At 68.6% G+C, this 17,272-nt stretch carries 15 protein-coding genes and 1 other annotated feature; of the genes, 2 read left to right on the top strand and 13 right to left on the bottom strand.

Going from position 1 to position 17,272, the window contains the following annotated elements; all coding sequences use genetic code 11:
• Positions 1–24: 24 nt before the first annotated feature.
• From MX659_RS03730 to leuC, 4 genes are all read right to left on the bottom strand, one after another.
• Entirely contained in the window at positions 25–1,263 is a 1,239-nt protein-coding gene (locus MX659_RS03730) for an NHL repeat-containing protein (RefSeq protein WP_267192125.1), read from the bottom strand.
• Complete coding sequence (locus MX659_RS03725) at positions 1,260–2,006, bottom strand: tetratricopeptide repeat protein (protein WP_267192124.1); 747 nt, start codon at positions 2,004–2,006, stop codon at positions 1,260–1,262. Before MX659_RS03725 ends, MX659_RS03730 begins: the two co-directional genes overlap by 4 nt.
• Positions 2,007–2,072: 66 nt before the next feature.
• Entirely contained in the window at positions 2,073–3,839 is a 1,767-nt protein-coding gene (locus tag MX659_RS03720) for an O-antigen ligase family protein (RefSeq protein ID WP_267192123.1), read from the bottom strand.
• A gap of 23 nt (positions 3,840–3,862) precedes the next feature.
• Positions 3,863–5,131 carry a 3-isopropylmalate dehydratase large subunit gene (leuC, locus tag MX659_RS03715; protein ID WP_267192122.1) on the bottom strand — a complete coding sequence of 423 codons (1,269 nt, stop codon included), beginning with the start codon at positions 5,129–5,131 and terminating at the stop codon, positions 3,863–3,865.
• 133 nt (positions 5,132–5,264) lie between these two features.
• On the opposite strand from leuC, the gene MX659_RS03710 reads away from it, so the two are divergent.
• Positions 5,265–5,495: a hypothetical protein gene (locus MX659_RS03710; RefSeq protein WP_267192121.1), complete on the top strand. Its 231-nt coding sequence runs from the start codon at positions 5,265–5,267 to the stop codon at positions 5,493–5,495.
• Positions 5,492–5,911, top strand: a complete 420-nt coding sequence (locus MX659_RS03705; protein ID WP_267192120.1) for a putative toxin-antitoxin system toxin component, PIN family — start codon at positions 5,492–5,494, stop codon at positions 5,909–5,911. The genes MX659_RS03710 and MX659_RS03705 overlap by 4 nt, the downstream gene beginning before the upstream one ends.
• Positions 5,912–5,917: 6 nt before the next feature.
• Here the strand turns inward: MX659_RS03705 and MX659_RS03700 are convergent, their stop codons facing one another.
• From MX659_RS03700 to MX659_RS03660, 9 genes are all read right to left on the bottom strand, one after another.
• Positions 5,918–7,465 (bottom strand): 2-isopropylmalate synthase, encoded by a 1,548-nt coding sequence (locus tag MX659_RS03700; RefSeq protein WP_267192119.1) that lies wholly within the window; start codon positions 7,463–7,465, stop codon positions 5,918–5,920.
• 121 nt (positions 7,466–7,586) lie between these two features.
• Entirely contained in the window at positions 7,587–9,170 is a 1,584-nt protein-coding gene (serA, locus tag MX659_RS03695) for a phosphoglycerate dehydrogenase (protein WP_267192118.1), read from the bottom strand.
• 4 nt (positions 9,171–9,174) lie between these two features.
• On the bottom strand, positions 9,175–10,323 hold the full coding sequence (locus MX659_RS03690) for a pyridoxal-phosphate-dependent aminotransferase family protein (protein WP_267192117.1): 1,149 nt from the start codon (positions 10,321–10,323) through the stop codon (positions 9,175–9,177).
• A 51-nt stretch (positions 10,324–10,374) separates the two neighbouring features.
• Positions 10,375–11,376 (bottom strand): ketol-acid reductoisomerase, encoded by a 1,002-nt coding sequence (ilvC, locus tag MX659_RS03685; RefSeq protein ID WP_267192116.1) that lies wholly within the window; start codon positions 11,374–11,376, stop codon positions 10,375–10,377.
• Positions 11,377–11,424: 48 nt separating this feature from the next.
• Complete coding sequence (ilvN, locus tag MX659_RS03680) at positions 11,425–11,913, bottom strand: acetolactate synthase small subunit (protein WP_267192115.1); 489 nt, start codon at positions 11,911–11,913, stop codon at positions 11,425–11,427.
• A complete protein-coding gene (gene ilvB, locus MX659_RS03675) occupies positions 11,913–13,661 on the bottom strand; it encodes a biosynthetic-type acetolactate synthase large subunit (protein ID WP_267192114.1) in 1,749 nt (582 codons plus the stop codon). Before ilvB ends, ilvN begins: the two co-directional genes overlap by 1 nt.
• Before the next feature lie 31 nt (positions 13,662–13,692).
• Positions 13,693–15,351 carry a dihydroxy-acid dehydratase gene (gene ilvD, locus MX659_RS03670; protein ID WP_267192501.1) on the bottom strand — a complete coding sequence of 553 codons (1,659 nt, stop codon included), beginning with the start codon at positions 15,349–15,351 and terminating at the stop codon, positions 13,693–13,695.
• 102 nt (positions 15,352–15,453) lie between these two features.
• Positions 15,454–15,711, bottom strand: a binding site (T-box leader).
• 50 nt (positions 15,712–15,761) lie between these two features.
• Positions 15,762–16,583 (bottom strand): nucleotidyl transferase AbiEii/AbiGii toxin family protein, encoded by an 822-nt coding sequence (locus MX659_RS03665; RefSeq protein ID WP_267192113.1) that lies wholly within the window; start codon positions 16,581–16,583, stop codon positions 15,762–15,764.
• Positions 16,580–17,221, bottom strand: a complete 642-nt coding sequence (locus tag MX659_RS03660; protein WP_267192112.1) for a type IV toxin-antitoxin system AbiEi family antitoxin domain-containing protein — start codon at positions 17,219–17,221, stop codon at positions 16,580–16,582. The genes MX659_RS03665 and MX659_RS03660 overlap by 4 nt, the downstream gene beginning before the upstream one ends.
• Positions 17,222–17,272: the final 51 nt, after the last annotated feature.

Here is a 17,272-nt window from a genome sequence, read left to right as displayed (position 1 = left end):
GAGGGAATCTGCTCTCTTGCGCGTTCATTCTGCCTCGCCTGCCTCTGATCCCGACGCGGCGCGCCGAGTGCGCCGCCTGCTGGTCGCAGCGACGATGATGGCGAGCAGCAGCAGGACGAGCGGTCCGTAGCAGGCCCACAGCGGGCCGCCCCACGCTCTGCGCACGGCCGCGGCCACTCCGCCGCCGCTTCCGGGCAACCGGACGATCTGCACCCTGTTGTTCGCGGTGTCGGCGACCACGAACCAGTCCCGCGCTGGGTCGTAGTCGATCGAGGTCGGATACCCGAAGTACCCGTCACGCTCGCCGAACTCGCCCCAGCGCGCGAGGACGTGCCCGTTCGCGGTGTCGATGCTCATGATCGCGAACTCGAACGGGTCGACGACGAGCAGCCGGCCCGCTCCATCGAAAGTCATCCCCGCCGGTATCTGGAACGGCGCCTTCGCCGCCTCGGTTTCCTCGAGACTGGCGTTCTTCTTGAAACGCTTCATCTCCTCGGGGCTCGGGTAGACCCACTTGAGCTCGCCTTTCTCCGAGTACGCCTTCAGACGCGCGTTCTGCGTGTCCGAGAGGTAGATCGTCCCGTCCGGTCCGATGGCGATGCCGCGCACCACGTCGAAGTCATCAGGTCCGCTGCCGCGCTGGCCCCAGTAGGAGATGACGTTGCCCTGGCGGTCGTACACGGCGATGCCCGCCCGCGAGCCGACGACGACCCGGTCGCCGCGAACGGCGATCTCCATCGGCAACTGGACCTTCCACTGGCGGACCACCTTGTTGTCCGGCGTGAGCACGACGATGCGGTCGTGCGCGAAGTCGCAGACGTACAGCTCGCCGTTCTCGGCGACGTCGAACGACTGTGGGAACATCGCCCCGTTGCCCTGGGAGAGAATCGCCTTGAGCGCACCGGTCGGCGTGAACCCCACGATCTGGAACCGGGACGAGTCGGACACCCAGATGGTACCGTCAGGGCCGACGCCCACGTCCGACGGGCCGTACAGCTGCGTGTCCTCGGTGTTTCCCCAGCCGTAGATCGACCGCACCCAGGTGAGGCCCTCCGGGAGCTCGTCTGCATTCGGCTTGCCCACGGGCGTCACGATCCGAGCGACGAACGCCAGGACCGTCAGCAGGAGCACGAACAGCACAACGAGTCCGACCGACAAGAGCAGCCGCGTCCGCCGTGCGCGCTCGTACTCGCGCTCGTCGCGTTCAGCGTCCGTGAGCCCGGGCGCCTGCTCGTCGGATCCGTCGAACTCAGGTGTCGTCACTTGGCAGCCTCCGCTTCCTTCAACCCATCGAGGGCCGGCTGGTAGCCAGGGATGAACTTCAACGCCTGCTTGAAGTCGGCGGTCGCAGACTCCACCTCGCTCATCTTCAGGTACACGGTCCCGCGCAGCACGAGAGCGTCTGCGGACGTCGGCTCCTCGTCGAGCGCCTTGCTGAGCGCCTCAGCGGCCTCTGGCCACTTCTTCTCGTCTGCGTACAGTTGCGCCTGGAAGTAGTACGCGGAGGCGAGGATCGGGCCTTTGATGACCCTCGGATCGGGGAAAGTGCCCTGTTCCGCCAACCGTTCGAGCTCCTTCTTCCGGAACTCGAGGCCGGCCTTGATGGCCTTGTCCACAAGCGCGAGCGCCTCGTCCGCGTCACCGCGAGCGGCCGCGAGCCGCGCCTTGACGTACAAGATGTCGACCACGTTCGGGCCGACGGCCTTCTCTGCTTGGCGGATGACCTGATCGGCTTTCGAGTACTGCTTGGCGGCAACGAGCGCGAGGACGTAGTCGGCCCATGCCTTTTCGGACTGCGGTTTCTGCTTGACGACCGTCTCGAGCATGGCGATCTGCCGCTCCTCGAACGTCCGCGGGGTCTGCCGGCCCGGGAAGTTCGTGGCGAGCACCCACGCGATGACGAGCAGCACGCCGATGACGGTGATGAGCATCGCCACCACGAGCCGCCTGTTCGTTCGCTTCAAACGTTCGAGGCTGTCGATGCCAGCGCGACGCGATCGAGCCATCCGGTCTCCTTTCGGGCAAGCGACCGCAAGTGTAGCAAACCGCGTACCGGAATCCAGCCGGGAAGGTCAGTTCTTTAAGATTTCTTCAACTGCGCGGAGCGCAGCGGCCACTTCCGGGTCATCGCCTTCGAATGCGCGCGCGACGGCCGCCTCGCGCACCGCCTCCTGGACGCGCCCCGTGCTCGCGAGGTAGCGCGCGCGCTCGGCGTGCGCGAGCGGGAACGCGGGCCAGCGCCGGAAGACCTCCGCGTACGCTGCGTCGACGTCAGACGCCGGCGCGTCGTAGAAGACGAGCGTCCGCGCCGCTTCGAGCGCGTAGAAGGGGCTTCTGCGGTCGAGCTCGCTCGCCCGCATGGCTGCGGCAAGGTCGGGTCTCTCGGCGGCAGATACCGTGCCCGCGCGCATCCCCCACCCGAGGTGCTGCGAGGCGAGGTACCACAGGTACGGGTCTGCGCGCACGAGCGCGGCGGCCCGTGCCGCTGCGGCTGCGACGCGCGGAGACCGTACCTGATCCGGCGCCTCGAACGGCAGCCGCACCAGAGCACCGGCCGCGAACGCTGCCGAGGCCAGGCACAGGGCCGCGAGCAGCGACGCCCACGCCCGACGTCCGAGGCCCGCGCGCGATGCAGGTGGCCGTGGAAGCGACACGCCCGCGACGAGCGCGAGCACGGGCGCGACCTGCATGACCAGCGGAGCCGTGAGCAGAACGGCCGCCACCATGCACACGGCCCAGACGGCGGCGCGGCGGTGCGCGGGAAGCGGTGCGGCGCGCCACGCACGCACGACTTCCACGCCCGACCACACCGTCAGCGCAAGGCCGACGAGCCCCGTCGAGACGGCGATCCACGCGATCGCGCTGTGCGGGTCGACCGCGCCGTACAGCCGGTAGACGAGCACCGGCCCGTGCTGCATCCGCTCGACCGTCGAGACGGACGCGCCGCCTGCCACGAACCCGTCCGGACCGAAGCCGAGCACGGGGCGCGCGAGCGTCGCGCGCCACGCGTCGCTCCACATGAGCGGCCGCTCGCCCCACGCTTCGGGCGAGAACGAGCCGAAGACCTCCTCGCGCGCGAACAGAAGCGCGCCCGCAACGGCTGAAGCGACAGCGCCGAGAGCGTACAGCACCCGCTCGCGAACAGACCTCGCGAGCCGCGGCACGTGCTCGACGATAAGCCACACGCCTGCGGCGAGCGCAGCAACGCGCGACCCGCCTGCAGCGAGCACCGCCACGCCGCCGAGGGCGAGGAGGTCCGCTGCCCGCGGCGGCACCACCTCCGGCCTCAGCGCCACGAAGGGGAGCAGCAGCACCACGAGCTCGCCGAGGTAGGTCGAGTTCGGAAGCGTGCCTCGGACGGGCTGCCGGGTCAGCACCTGCGAGAAGGCGAAGGCCAGCTCGAGCGCAAGGACGGCAGGAGCGACGACGCCGAGCAAGCGCGCGACCTCGTCGGACAACGCGGCGGCCGCAAGAGCGACAGACAGAAGCGCGGCGAGCGCGAGCCAGCCGAGAAGGTTGGTCGGCTCGCCCATGAACGCAGACAGACCGCGACCGGATGCGACAGCGCACGCGAACGACCAGCCGAGGAATGCGAGCAGCGGAGCGACGACGCCCAGTGGCAGTCGCGGCTCCGCTTCGGTCCGCGCCACAAGCACGAGCGCCCCAATGGCTCCAGCGACGCCGGTAGCGATCGCGGCGGCATCGACGGCAGAGGCTGCAGAGCGCCCCACAACCGAGAGCGCCAGCCCCGCGAGGCACGCCCCGACGAGCGCGAGCGCGCGAGGGTCAGGCGACCCTCTCCGAGCGGCGGCTCCGCCCGCGCGCTTGTAGCTCGCCATGCGCCCCTCGCCCCCTCCGCTTCCTACTCCACGTCCTCCGGCAGCGCGATGTGGCCCGCCACTGCGGTCGCCGCGGCGACGACCGGGCTCGCGAGGTACACCTCGCTCGTGGGGTCGCCCATGCGGCCCACGAAGTTGCGGTTCGTGGTCGCGAGCGCGCGCTCGCCTGCCGCAAGGATGCCCATGTGGCCGCCCAGGCACGGCCCGCAGGTCGGCGTGGAGACCGCAGCGCCCGCGTCAAGGAACACGTCGATGAGCCCCTCGTGCATCGCGTCCCGGTAGATCTGCTGCGTGGCGGGGATGACGATGAGCCGGACGTCGCGGTGGACCTTCCGCCCGCGCAGGATCTCGGCGGCCGCCCGCAGGTCGGCAAGCCGCCCGTTCGTGCACGACCCGATCACGACCTGATCGACGCGCACGTCCCGCGCCTCGCGCACCGGGCGCGTGTTGCTCGGCAGGTGCGGGAACGCCACCGTCGGCTCGATGGCGGCGGCGTCGATCTCGTAGGTACGCGCGTACTCCGCGTCCGGGTCGCTCGCGTGCTCCACCCACTCGCGCTCCGCACGCGTGCGCACGTACTCGCGCGTGGTGTCGTCGACGGCGATGATGCCGCTCTTGCCGCCGGCCTCGATGGCCATGTTGCAGATCGTCATGCGGCCGTCCATGTCCAGCCGCTCGATCGTGTCCCCGCAGAACTCCATCGCCTGATACAGCGCGCCGTCCACCCCGATCATGCCGATCACGTGCAAGATGATGTCCTTGGCGCCCACCCAGGGGCCCAACTCGCCCGTCACGTGGAACTTGAGCGACGCGGGCACCTTGAACCACGCCTCGCCTGTGGCCATCCCCACCGCGGCGTCGGTGGAGCCGACGCCGGTCGCGAACGCCCCGAGCGCGCCGTAGGTGCAGGTGTGGCTGTCCGCCCCGATGATCGCGTCGCCCGGCACCACGACGCCCTGCTCCGGCAGCAGCGCGTGTTCCACGCCCATGCAGCCGATCTCGTAGTAGTGCGTGATGCCCTGCTCGCGCGCGAACTCGCGGACCATCTTGGCCTGCTCGGCGCTCTTGATGTCCTTGTTCGGCGTGTAGTGGTCGGGCACGAGCGCCACCCGCTCAGGGTCCCACACGCGCTCGACGCCGATCTTGCGGAACTCCTTGATGGCGATCGGCGCCGTGACGTCGTTAGCGAGCACGAGGTCCAGCCGGCAGTTGACGAGCTGGCCAGGAACGACCTCGGGCAGTCCAGCGTGAGCGGCCAGGATCTTCTCGGTGATGGTCATCGGGCGTGGCATCGGCGGACTCTCCTATCGCGCGTCGAAACGGTCCGGATGGAGGTCTGCGTATTGTACGCGATTCGGACCCGCTCCGGAACGGCGCAGGCGGTCGCGTCTTGCCATCTTGCCGTCATGATGGTATTCTGCACGCGTGGCAAAGACCAAGACAACCATCTACCTCGACGAGGACGTGCTGCGCAGCGCCCGCATCTACGCCGCTCGCCTTGGGAAACGCGACTACGAAGTCGTCGAAGAAGCGCTCCGCGAGTACCTGGGCGTGTCGGCGCTCGAGAACGCATGGCGCTCGGCCGACATGGCCCCCGATGAAGCGCTCGCGCTTGCGGTCGCCGAGACGCACGCAGAGCGCCGCGCGAAGCGGTGATCCGCGCCGTTCTCGACACGAACGTGCTCGTCGCCGCGCTGCTCGCGCGCGACGGCGCCCCTGCCGCGATCGTGCGCGCCTTGCACGACGGACGCTTCGACTTCGTCGCGTGCCCGGCCCTGCTGGACGAGCTTGCCCGGGTGCCCGCCAGGCCGCGCATCGCGTGCCGCGTCGAGCCCGGGACCGCCGCCGCCTACGTCGACTGGCTGCGCCGGATCTGCGTGCTCTTCCCGGACCCCGAGCGCGTCGCGCACGTCTCCCCGGACCCCGATGACGACTACCTCATCGCGCTGGCCGAAGCGGCCGCCGCCCACGTGCTCGTCAGCGGCGACCACCACCTCATCGACCTTGCCGGAGCCCTGGTGCGCGTCCTTCCGCCTGCAGCGTTCCTGGAGGTCGTCCAGAAGCTGCCGTGAGCGCGCTTACAGCTCCTCTTCGACGGTCCTCTTCTGCGACTGCGCGGCCAGCAGCCGGTTGAGCGCGTTGGTGTACGCCTTGGCCGACGCCACGATGATGTCCGGGTGCGCACCGCGGCCGGTGAACACCTGGCCGTCTTCGGCCCGCACGCGGATCGTGACCTCGCCGATCGCGTCGATGCCGCGCGTGACCGACTGCACCGAGAACTCCGTGAGGTCGTTCGGCACCTGCACGATGCGGCTGATCGCGTTGTAGACGGCGTCCACCGGACCGTTGCCGTGGCTGGAGTCGATGAGGTGGCGCCCGTCGCGCGCGACGAGCTCGACGGTGGCGGTCGGGATGCCCGGCTCGCCGCAGCTCACGTGCACCTGCTGCAGGTGGTAGGTCTCGTCGAGCGTGCGCTCGCTCTCGCCGACGATCGCTTCGAGGTCCTCGTCGTAGACCTCCTTCTTCTTGTCCGCCACCTCGAGAAACGCCTGGTAGACCCGCTCGAACTCGTCGTCTCTGAGCTCGAAGCCGAGCTCCTCCAGCCGGTGCCTGAGCGCGTGGCGGCCCGAGCGCGCCGTGAGCACGATGCGGGAAGCGCCAGCGCCCACCTCGGCAGGATCGATGATCTCGTAGGTCGTGCGCTCCTTGAGCACGCCGTCTTGATGGATGCCGGACGAGTGTGCGAAGGCGTTAGCGCCCACGATGGCCTTGTTCGGCTGGACGCGGATGCCGGTGATTGAGGACACCAGGCGCGAGGTGCGCATGATCTCGCGCGTGTTGATACCGGTCTCCACGCCGAAGACGTCGCGACGCTGCTTGAGCGCCATCACGACCTCTTCGAGCGCGGTGTTGCCCGCCCGCTCGCCGATGCCGTTGATGGTGCACTCGACCTGCCTGGCGCCCGCGCGCACGCCCGCGAGAGCATTGGCCGTCGCCATGCCGAGATCGTTGTGGCAGTGCACCGAGACGATGACGTCCTCGATGCCCTCGACGTGCTCCATGAGCCCCCGGATGAGCTCGCCGAAGACCTCCGGGTAGGCGTAGCCCGTGGTGTCGGGGATATTCACGACGGTCGCGCCGGCCTTGATGGCCGCCTCCACCATCCGGTACAGGAACTCCGGCTCCGCCCTGCCGGCGTCCTCGGCGTAGAACTCGACGTCGTCGACGAAGCTTCTCGCGAGCTTGACCGCCGCTACGGCACGCTCGAGCGCTTCTTCGCGCGTGATGCGGAGCTTGTCGCGCAGGTGGCTTTCGCTCACGCCGATGCCCGTGTGGATGCGAGGTCGCTTGGCGGTCGCCAGCGCCTCTGCCGCGACCTCGATGTCTTTCGCGATCGCGCGCGAAAGCCCGCACACCACCACGGCGTCGCCGACCTCGGCGCCGATGCGCCGCACGCTCTCGAAGTCGCCGGGGCTCGAGATCGGGAAGCCCGCCTCGATGACGTCCACGCCCAGGCGCACCAGCTGGCGCGCGATCTCCAGCTTCTCTTCCGTGTTCATGCTCGCGCCGGGGGACTGCTCCCCGTCGCGCAGCGTGGTGTCGAAAATGTAGACCCTGTCAGCCATCGTTCTCACGCTCCTGTCCATGCGGATTCCCGTCGTCCGTCGAGCCGGCGAGACCGCACGCGGCGGCCCGCCGGCTACCTAAGTCGACGGAGAAGCGTGGCAGGGTGTGCGACAGCGATGCTCACAGCTCGATGCTCCAGGCGTCGTTCATAGCCGCCGACTGCTTGATCTCGGCGAGCAGATCCGGCTCGATCGGGGTGTCCACCACGAGGCCCATGAGCGCGGTGCCGCCCTCGGCCGTGCGGCCGACCTGCATCGAGGCGATGTTGATGCCGCGGTCGCCGAGGATGGTGCCGACCTTGCCGATCATGCCCGGCCGGTCGGGGTAGCGGAAGAACGCCATGTAGCGTCCGGGCGCCATGTCGAGGTCGTACCCGAACAGCGAGACCAGCCTCGGCTCATCGTTCTTGCCGATGAGCGCGGCCGCGATCTCCACCGGCTCGGTCGCCGTCGTAGCGCGCACCACGAGCAGGCTCGTGTAGTCGTGCGTCTCGGGCCGCTTGGTCTCGGTGACGTGCAGCCCGCGCTGCTGCGCGTAGTAGTCAGCGTTGACGAAGTTCACCGGCTCCGCCGAGATCTGACCGAGCAGGCCCTTGAGCACGGCCGTCTTCAGGATGCGCGTGTCGACCTCGGCGAGCTGGCCGACGGTGAGCACGTCCAGCGCGCTCACGCCGCCTGAGGCGATCTGCGCAACGGCCGAACCCATCTTCTCCGCGAGCGGGATGTACGGACCGACCGCCTCCATGACCTCGGGCGGCACGGGTGCGATGTTGACGGCCGTCGGCACCATCTGGCCAGACAGCCCCGCGATGACGTACTCCGCGATCTGGTCGCCGGCGCGGTCCTGCGCCTCGTCGGTGGACGCGCCGAGGTGCGGCGTCAAGATGACGTTCTCCATGCCGTGCAGCGGCGATTCGGTGCACGGCTCCACCTCGAACACGTCGATGGCCGCCGAAGCGACCTTGCCGCTTTTCAGCGCCTCGACGAGCGCGTCTTGCTGGTAGATGCCGCCGCGCGCGGTGTTCACGATGCGCACGCCGTCTTTCATCTTCGCGAACTCCGCCGGCCCGAACATGCCGATCGTCTCTTTGGTCTTCGGCAGGTGCACGGTGATGAAGTCGGCGCGCGGCAGAAGCTCGTCGAGCGAGCGCACGAGTTCGATGCCGAGCTGCGCGGCCCGCTCCTCCGACACGTACGGGTCGAAGCCGAGGACTCTCATCCCCAGGCCGCGCGCACGCTCCGCCACGAGCGTCCCGATGCGGCCGAGGCCGACGACGGCAAGCGTCTTGTCGAGGACCTCGGAGCCGGTGAACTTGGAGCGCTCCCACTTGCACGCATGCATCGACGCGTTGGCTTGCGGGATGTTGCGCGCTTGGGCGAGCAGAAGCGCGATCGTGTGCTCAGCTGCCGACACGATGTTGGAGGTGGGCGCGTTGCAGACCACCACGCCGCGCTCGGTCGCGGCCTCGACGTCCACGTTGTCGACGCCCACGCCCGCACGGCCGATGATCTTGAGGTTGTCCGCGGCCTCGATGATCCGCCGCGTGGCCTTCGTCGCCGAGCGCACGACGAGCGCGTCGTACGCGCCGATGATGGCTGCGAGCTCGTCTTCGGACAGACCGGTCTTGACGTCGACTTCTAAGCCGGCGTCGCGCATCTTGGCGATGCCTGAGTCGGAGATCTTGTCTGCTACCAGGACCTTCATCGTCTCACGCTCCCATGAAGACGGCCTCGGCAGCCTTGATGCCTGCGCCGCGCTCGAACTCGTAGCCCAGCTCGGCGAGCGTCATCTCCAGCGCCGCAAGCGTGGTGATGATGTCGAACTCGCCGAAGTACCCGAGGTGCCCGACGCGGAAGATGCGGCCCGCGTACTCGTCCTGACCGCCCGCGATCGTCACGCCGTACTTGTCCTTCATGATCTTCACGATCGCCTTGCCGTCGACGCCGTCCGGCACCCACACCGGCGTGACCGCATTCCCGCGGCCTTCAGGCGGCGCGAACAGCTGCAGCCCGAGCGCCTCGCAGCCCTTTCGCGTGGCCTCCGCGAGCCGCGCGTGCCGCGCGATGACGTTCTCGATGCCCTCCGCGCGGATCATCTTGAGCGCCTCATTGAGCCCGAGCACGAGCGAGACCGCCGGCGTGAACGGCGTCGTCTGCTTCTCAAGGTTCTTCTTGTACTTCTTCCAGTCGAAGTAGAACTTCGGGAGGGTGGAGCGCTCGTAGGCGCGCCACGCCTTCTCGGAGACCGTGATGGCCGCAAGCCCTGGCGGCAGCATGAGGCCCTTCTGCGAGCCCGTCATCACCACGTCCAGGCCCCACTCGTCGGTCTTGCACTCGACGGCCCCGATGCCCGTGATGCTGTCGACGATCAGCACGACGTCCGGATACTCGCGCACGATGGCGCCGATCCGCTCGACGTCGTTCAGCACGCCCGAGGACGTCTCGGACTGCGTGACGATGACGCCGCGCACGCCAGGGTTCTCCTCGAGCGCCGTGGCGACGTCGGCGGGATCGACCACCTGCGTCCACTCGTAGTTGAGGTCGATGACGTTCAGGCCGTAGACCTCGGCGATCTGCTTCATCCGGTCGCCGAACTTGCCGTTGCGGCACACGATGACGGAGTCTCCCGCGCAGAAGCAGTTCGCGATCGAGGACTCCATCGCGCCCGTGCCCGAGGACGCGAAGATGAGCACGTCGCTCGCCTCGGTCTGGAACACGTACTTCAGCCCGTCGATCGCTTCCATGAACGCCGCGGAGAAGTCCGGCGTCCGGTGGTGGATCATGGGCGCGGCCTGCGTGAGCAGGACCTCCGCGGGCACCGGCGTCGGCCCCGGCGTCATCAGGTACTTCTTCTGCATGGCGTCCTCTCCCCTATCGTCTCGTCGGCCGCACGGCGCGGCCCCGCCACCCTACTTGTCGTCCTTGCCGATCCACGCGAACATGCCGCGCAGCTCGCGGCCCACGTCCTCGATCAGGTGCTCCGCGTGGATGCGCCGCATCGCCCGGAAGTGCGGCTGGCCTGCGCGGTTCTCCAAGATCCAGTCGCGCGCGAACTGGCCGGACTGGATCTCCCAGAGCACCTGCGCCATCGTCGCGCGGGTCTCGTCGGTGATGATCCGCGGGCCGGTCTTGTAGTCGCCGTACTCGGCGGTGTTCGAGATCGAGTCGCGCATCTTGGCCATGCCGCCCTCGTACATGAGGTCGACGATGAGCTTGACCTCGTGCAGGCACTCGAAGTACGCGATCTCCGGCTGGTAGCCGGCCTCGACGAGCGTCTCGAACCCCGCCTGGATGAGGTGCGTGAGCCCGCCGCACAGCACGCACTGCTCGCCGAACAGGTCGGTCTCGGTCTCCTCGGCGAAGGTGGTCTCGATCACGGCCGCGCGCGCGCCGCCGATGCCTGCGGCGTACGACAGCGCGATCTCCTTCGCACGCCCGCTCGCGTCCTGGGCGACGGCGATCAGGCACGGCACGCCGGAGCCTTCGGTGAACACGCGGCGCACCATGTGGCCCGGGCCCTTCGGCGCGATCATCACGACGTCCACGCCCGCGGGCGGGACGATCTGCCCGAAGTGGATGTTGAAGCCGTGGGCGAAGGCGAGCACGTCGCCGTCGTTCATGTGTTCGTGGATCTCGGAGTAGTAGATGTGCGCCTGGGTCTCGTCCGGCGTGAGCATCATCACGAGGTCCGCTTCCTGCGCGGCCTCGCGCGGCGTCATCACCTTCAGACCCGCCTCTTTGGCCTTGTCCCAGCTCTTCGACTCAGCCCGCAGGCCCACGCGCACGTCCACGCCCGAATCGTGCAGGTTGAGCGCGTGCGCGTGCCCCTGGCTGCCGTAGCCGATGATCGCGACCTTGCGGCCACGGATGATCGACAGGTCGCAGTCCTTCTCGTAGTAGACGGTCGCCATCTGCGTCGTCCCTTCCTCCTCGGCGCCCGAAGCCCGGGCGCGTGCCGTCTAGCCCTGGTCCCTCGCCCCGCGCGAGAGCGCGATGCGCCCGGTGCGCGCGAGCTCCTTGATGCCGTACGCCCGGAGCAGGTCCTCCATGGCCTCGAGCTTGTCGCTCGCGCCCGTGGCCTCGATGGTGAGCGTGTTGCGGCCGACGTCCACGACCTTGGCGCGGAAGACGTTCGCGATCTCGATGATCTCGTGGCGCCGCTCCGGTGGCGCGTTCACTTTGAACAGCACGAGCTCGCGGTCGACCATCTCCTCCGGGTCGAGGTCTTGGATCTTGATGACGTTGATGAGCTTGTGGAGCTGCTTGGTGACCTGCTCGAGCGGCGTGTCCTCGGCGTTCACGACGATCGTCATGCGCGAGAGCGTGGGATCTTCGGTGGTGCCGACCGCAAGCGACTCGATGTTGAAGCCGCGCCTAGCGAACAGCCCCGCCACGCGCGTGAGCACGCCCGGCTTGTTCTCCACGAGCACAGAGATCGTGTGGCGCATCACTCCCACACCTCCTCGAGCAGCTCCTCGTCCAGCATGTCGGAGACCGGACCTCCCGGGATCCCGCCGAGCATCTCGTCGATCGAGCCGCCGGGCGCCACCATCGGGAACACGTTCTCCTCGCGCTCCACCCGGACGTCCACCACGGCCGGGCCGTCGTGCTCGAACGCCCGCACGAGCGCAGCGTCGAGCTCGTCCGGGCGCGTGACCCGAAGCCCCAGGCACCCGTACGCCTCGGCGAGCTTGACGAAGTCCGGACAGTCCTGCGGCAGCGTGCTGGACGCGTACCGCCGGTCGTAGAACAGCTCCTGCCACTGCCGGACCATCCCGAGGTAGCCGTTGTTCAAGACGATCACCTTCACCGGCAGCTTGTTGATGGCCGCCGTCGCGAGCTCCTGGCTGTTCATCTGGATGCTGCCGTCGCCGGCGATGTCCACCACGAGGTAGTCAGGTCGCCCGACCTGCGCGCCGATTGCGGCAGGCAGCCCGAAGCCCATCGTGCCGAGGCCCCCCGAGGACACCCAGGTCCGCGGCTCGCGGATGCGCAGGTACTGGGCGGCCCACATCTGGTTCTGCCCGACTTCCGTGCAGTAGACGGTCGGCCGGTCCTTGGTGAGCTCGCGGACGCGCTCGACGACGAACTCCGGCATGACGCTCTCATCGCTCGGGTGGTAGTGGAACGGATACCGCGAGCGCCAGTCGTCGATGAGCCGCATCCAGGCCGTCGTGCGCGGCTCCGCCGCCATCTTGCGGAGCTCGGCTGTGATCGCCGACAGCACCTGTTTGGCGTCGCCGACGATGGGGACGTCCACCGTGCGGTTCTTGCCGATCTCGGCCGGGTCGATGTCGACGTGGATGACCTTCGCCTTCGTCGCGAACGCCGCGAGCTTTCCGGTAACGCGGTCGTCGAACCGGACGCCCACGCCGATGAGCAGGTCGGTCTCGGTGATCGCGTAGTTGGTGTACTTGCCGCCGTGCATGCCGGGCATCCCCACGAACAGGTAGTGGTCTTCCGGGAAGGCCCCCTTGCCCATGAGCGTCGTCACGACGGGAAGCTGCATGAGCTCTGCGAGCTCCTTGAGCTCCTTCCAGGCGCCCGAGGAGATGACGCCGCCGCCGACGTACAGGAGCGGCTTGCGCGCCTTGGCGATCATGCTCGCGGCCTGCTTCACCTGCTTGGCGTGCCCGCGGTAGGTGGGCTTGTAGCCCGGCAGGTTGACGGTCTCTGGCAGCCGGTAGGAGATCTCGGCCTTGCTCACGTCCACCGGTATGTCGACGAGCACCGGGCCGGGCCTGCCCGTCGTCGCGATGTGGTGCGCCTCCTTGATGATCTCCGGGAGGTCGTTCGCGTCCGTCACGAGGTAGTTGTGCTTCGTGATCGGCAGCGTGATGCCCGTGATGTCCGACTCTTGGAACGCGTCCGTCCCGATGACGTGCGTGGCCACCTGGCCGGTGATGACCACCATCGGGATCGAGTCCATGTACGCGTTCGCGATGCCGGTGACCGTGTTCGTGGCGCCCGGGCCGCTCGTCACGATGACGGCCGCGGCGCGCCCCGTCGCGCGCGCGTACCCGTCCGCCGCGTGCGCCGCGCCCTGTTCGTGCCGCACGAGGATCGTCCGCAGGTCGTCTGCATCGTACAGGGCGTCGAAGATCGGCAGCACAACGCCGCCTGGGTAGCCGAACACCGTGTCGATACCGACCGCCTGAAGCGTCTTGACGAGCGCTTGTGCACCTGTCAGCTTCACGCGACCACCTCCTCCTGGCGCGCCCGCGCCCTCATTCGAGCACCGCGCCCGTGTCGGCGCTGCCCACGAACCGCGCGTACCGCGCGAGGTACCCGCTCGTCACCTTCGGCTCGGGCGGCGTCCACGCGCGCCGCCGCATCGCGAGCCGCTCGTCGGTGACCGCCAGGGTGATTAGGCCCGCGTCGATGTCGATCTCGATGGCGTCGCCTTCCTCGACGAGCGCGATCGGACCGCCTTCTGCGGCCTCCGGCGAGACGTGGCCGATGCACGGGCCCTTCGTCGCCCCGGAGAAGCGCCCGTCGGTGATGAGCGCGACCGAGGTGGAAAGCCCCATCCCGGAGATCGCCGAGGTGGGCTGCAGCATCTCGCGCATGCCCGGACCGCCCTTCGGCCCCTCGTAGCGGATGACGACCACGTCGCCCGGCTTGATCCGCCCGTGGAGGATCGCATCGACGGCGGCCTCCTCGGAGTCGAAGACGCGCGCCGGGCCCGTGTGCTTGCGCATCTCCGGCGCGACGGCGGACTGCTTGACGACGGCCCCGCGCGGAGCGAGGTTGCCCTTGAGCACGCGCAGGCCGCCTTCCGGGTAGTACGGGTCGTCGATCGGGCGGATGACCTGCCCGTCCGCGCCGCGTGACCGCTTGACGACCTCGCCCATCTTCTCGCCGGTGACGGTGAGCGCCTTGCGTTCGATGAGCCCCGCCTTGTCGAGCTCCGCCAAGATGGCCGTCACACCGCCTGCGTAGTACAGGTCCTCGATGCGGTACTCGCTTGCCGGCGAGATGCGCACGAGGTTGGGCGTGCGCGCGGAGACCTCGGCCCAGTCGTCCAGCGTGATGGGGACCCCGGCCTCGTGCGCGATCGCGGTGAGGTGCAGCACCGTGTTCGAGGAGCCGCCGAAGGCCATGTCGAGCGTCATCGCGTTGCGCACGGCCTCGCGCGTGATGACATCGCGGGCCGTGATGCCGTGACGCAGCAGCTCCATGATCTGCATGCCGGCCTTCTTCGCCAGCCGCAGCCGCTCGGAGTACACCGCCGGCACCGTGCCGTTGCCCGGAAGCCCCATGCCGATGGCCTCCGTGAGGCAGTTCATCGAGTTCGCGGTGAACAGCCCGGCGCACGACCCGCACGTCGGGCAGGCGGCGTCTTCGAGAGCGCACAGGTCGTCCTCGCTCATCTCGCCCGTGGCCACCGCGCCCACGGAGGTGAACACGGTGTCGAGGTCGACCGGTTTGCCGCGGAGCCGGCCGGCGAGCATCGGGCCGCCCGACACCACGATCGTCGGGATGTCCAGCCGAGCGGCCGCCATGAGCATCCCGGGGATGATCTTGTCGCAGTTCGGGATGAGCACCATCGCGTCGAAGGCGTGCGCCTGCATCACGAGTTCGACCGAGTCGGCGATGACCTCGCGGGACGCCAGCGAGTACCGCATGCCGGGGTGTCCCATCGCGATGCCGTCGCAGATGCCGATCGTCGAGAACTCGAGCGGCGTGCCGCCCGCCATGCGGATGCCCGCTTTGACGGCGTCTGCGATGGCGTCGAGCTGCAGGTGCCCGGGAATGACCTCGTTGGCGGAGTTGACGACGGCGACGATCGGCCGGGAGATCTCCTCGTCGGTGAGGCCGTCGGCCTTGAGCAGGCTCCTGTGGGGGGCCCGTGTGACGCCTCGCTTCATGCGATCGCTGCGCAGCTGCATGCTCCCACCTCTCTCGTGGGCCGGCGCCGCACCGCCGCATGAGCAAGGCCGAAAGACAGGGTGTGATGAAAGACCGCGCAGCACGCGCCGCCCACATCCAGGGACGAGAGCGTGCTCCCGCGGTACCACCCTGATTGACGCGCGATGTCTCGCGCGCCCGCTCATACGGCAGATAACGGATGCCACCGACCCGGTCTACTTGCCCCTCGCCGAGCGGAGGTCGTCCGCGCAGCGTCGAGGCGTTCTTCCAGGCGGCTCAGGGGCCAGGTTCGAGACGTCCTGCACCGGGATTCCAGCGTCCCCGGCTCTCTGGAGCGAGGATTGGCCTCTACTCGTCCCCGTCACAGCCATTCCCGTATTGGGTTGACGGCGAGTATAGCGCGGGCGGTGCCCGCGGGCAACGCTCACTCCGACGCCCAGCCCCGCTGCTCGAGCACCGACAGCACCGCTTCGCGTTCGAGCATCCATGCGTCTTCGGGACGCTCCAGGAACCGCTGCGCGTCAGAGAGGACGTGGTCCCACGGCGCTTCGCGGAGCCGCGACACGAGCGCCTGGCGCCACGCGCGCGCATCGCGGGCCAGGTCGGTTCGGCCGGCCCGGCGCACAGTATCCACGAGCAGCGCTTCGTTCGGCTCGGGCCACGCCGGGTCGCTGAGATACCAGACGAGGTCGTACACGTCCCTGCCCTTGACCCAGTCCCTGAGCAGGAGCGCGGCCGTCTTGCCCGCCAGCAACGACGGCTTGTCGTGGTGCGGCAGCCGCAGCGTGACGAATCGGCGAACGGTCGTCACCGCAAGACCCGCTCCCGCGGGAGGGTCGGTATCGACCTCGATCTTCACCGAGAAGACGCGGTTCGCGTCAGGACTGAGGCCGAACTCGTGCTCGAGGCCCGGGAACCGGACGAACGCCTTGTTGACCGTGGCTCTCGCGTTGACCTTCGCCTCGACCGTGTACCCCTCTCGCTGGAACTGATGACGCACGGCATCGATCAGGCCGGCGAAGTCGTACTCCGAGGCCCTGCCCTCCAGAGCGAAATCCAGGTCCTCGGAGAACCGTGGGATGCCGTAGAGGAACCGCAGCGCCGTGCCGCCCATGAACGCGATGGAGCTCCAAGCTCCCCGTGTCTGCAGGGTCTCCAGGATGCGCGCCTGGAGGTACTCGCGCATGACGTTCGTGGCGTTTCTCGGCGTCGCGTCAGCGAGGAGCTCCGCGATACGTTCTTTCATCCGCCCCGATACTCCTCCCGCTCTTCGTCGCGCAGCGCGATCACGTTGCGCGCAAAACGCACGACCTTCTTCACGCCGAACCGCTCTGCGAAAGCACCGAGGCGCTCCGGATCGATCGTCTCGAGATTCTGCAAGCGCAATTCGCGAGCGAACGCCATCTCGTCGGAATGCGTGCGCAGGTACGCGAGGTCCAGGAGCGCCTTCTCTGGCGTGGCGACAAGCGCGCTCCTCCCGTCACCGATCGGCTCTGACCTGTAGCCCCAGAAGAGGTCCGGCTTGATGTGTTGATACACGAAGAACCCGAACGGCGTCTGTCGAGAACCTTGCCGACCGGTGGTGACGGCCGTCGTCGAGAAGACCGCCTCCGGGATGAGGCCGTGGGCGGCAAGGACCGTCTCCAGGCTCACGTACGACGCTGGGACGAGCGCGTTCGAGACCTCGTACGGGTGCGGCTCGCGGAGGCGGTACCGCGGACCGAGCGCGTACAGCCCCCGACGCAGCTGGACGACGGTGCCGTCGCGGGTCCACCGGGAGAGCTGCTTCCTGACGTCTTTCGGATCGGCCCCAGGCGTCAGGAGCATGCCCGTCGTGAACAAGGGCTCGCGCGAGACGATGTCGATGAGTGCGCTGCGTTTCATAGCAACAAGTTACCACGTTTGGTAACTTGCTGCTACGAAATGCCCCCCTGC

Source organism: Parvivirga hydrogeniphila, from assembly GCF_023371205.1.
Classification (GTDB): Bacteria; Actinomycetota; Coriobacteriia; order Anaerosomatales; family Anaerosomataceae; genus Parvivirga; species Parvivirga hydrogeniphila.
The sequence above is the reverse complement of the archived record's forward strand: the minus strand, read 5'-3'. Positions and strand labels throughout refer to the sequence as shown.

Excerpts from the sequence above, each read along its gene's own strand:
- MX659_RS03725 (WP_267192124.1), bottom strand. The coding sequence starts at position 2,006 with ATGGCTCGATCGCGTCGCGCTGGCATCGACAGCCTCGAACGTTTGAAG.
- MX659_RS03720 (WP_267192123.1), bottom strand. The coding sequence starts at position 3,839 with ATGGCGAGCTACAAGCGCGCGGGCGGAGCCGCCGCTCGGAGAGGGTCG.
- leuC (WP_267192122.1), bottom strand. The coding sequence starts at position 5,131 with ATGCCACGCCCGATGACCATCACCGAGAAGATCCTGGCCGCTCACGCT.
- MX659_RS03700 (WP_267192119.1), bottom strand. The coding sequence starts at position 7,465 with ATGGCTGACAGGGTCTACATTTTCGACACCACGCTGCGCGACGGGGAG.
- serA (WP_267192118.1), bottom strand. The coding sequence starts at position 9,170 with ATGAAGGTCCTGGTAGCAGACAAGATCTCCGACTCAGGCATCGCCAAG.
- MX659_RS03690 (WP_267192117.1), bottom strand. The coding sequence starts at position 10,323 with ATGCAGAAGAAGTACCTGATGACGCCGGGGCCGACGCCGGTGCCCGCG.
- ilvC (WP_267192116.1), bottom strand. The coding sequence starts at position 11,376 with ATGGCGACCGTCTACTACGAGAAGGACTGCGACCTGTCGATCATCCGT.
- ilvN (WP_267192115.1), bottom strand. The coding sequence starts at position 11,913 with ATGCGCCACACGATCTCTGTGCTCGTGGAGAACAAGCCGGGCGTGCTC.
- MX659_RS03665 (WP_267192113.1), bottom strand. The coding sequence starts at position 16,583 with ATGAAAGAACGTATCGCGGAGCTCCTCGCTGACGCGACGCCGAGAAAC.
- MX659_RS03660 (WP_267192112.1), bottom strand. The coding sequence starts at position 17,221 with ATGAAACGCAGCGCACTCATCGACATCGTCTCGCGCGAGCCCTTGTTC.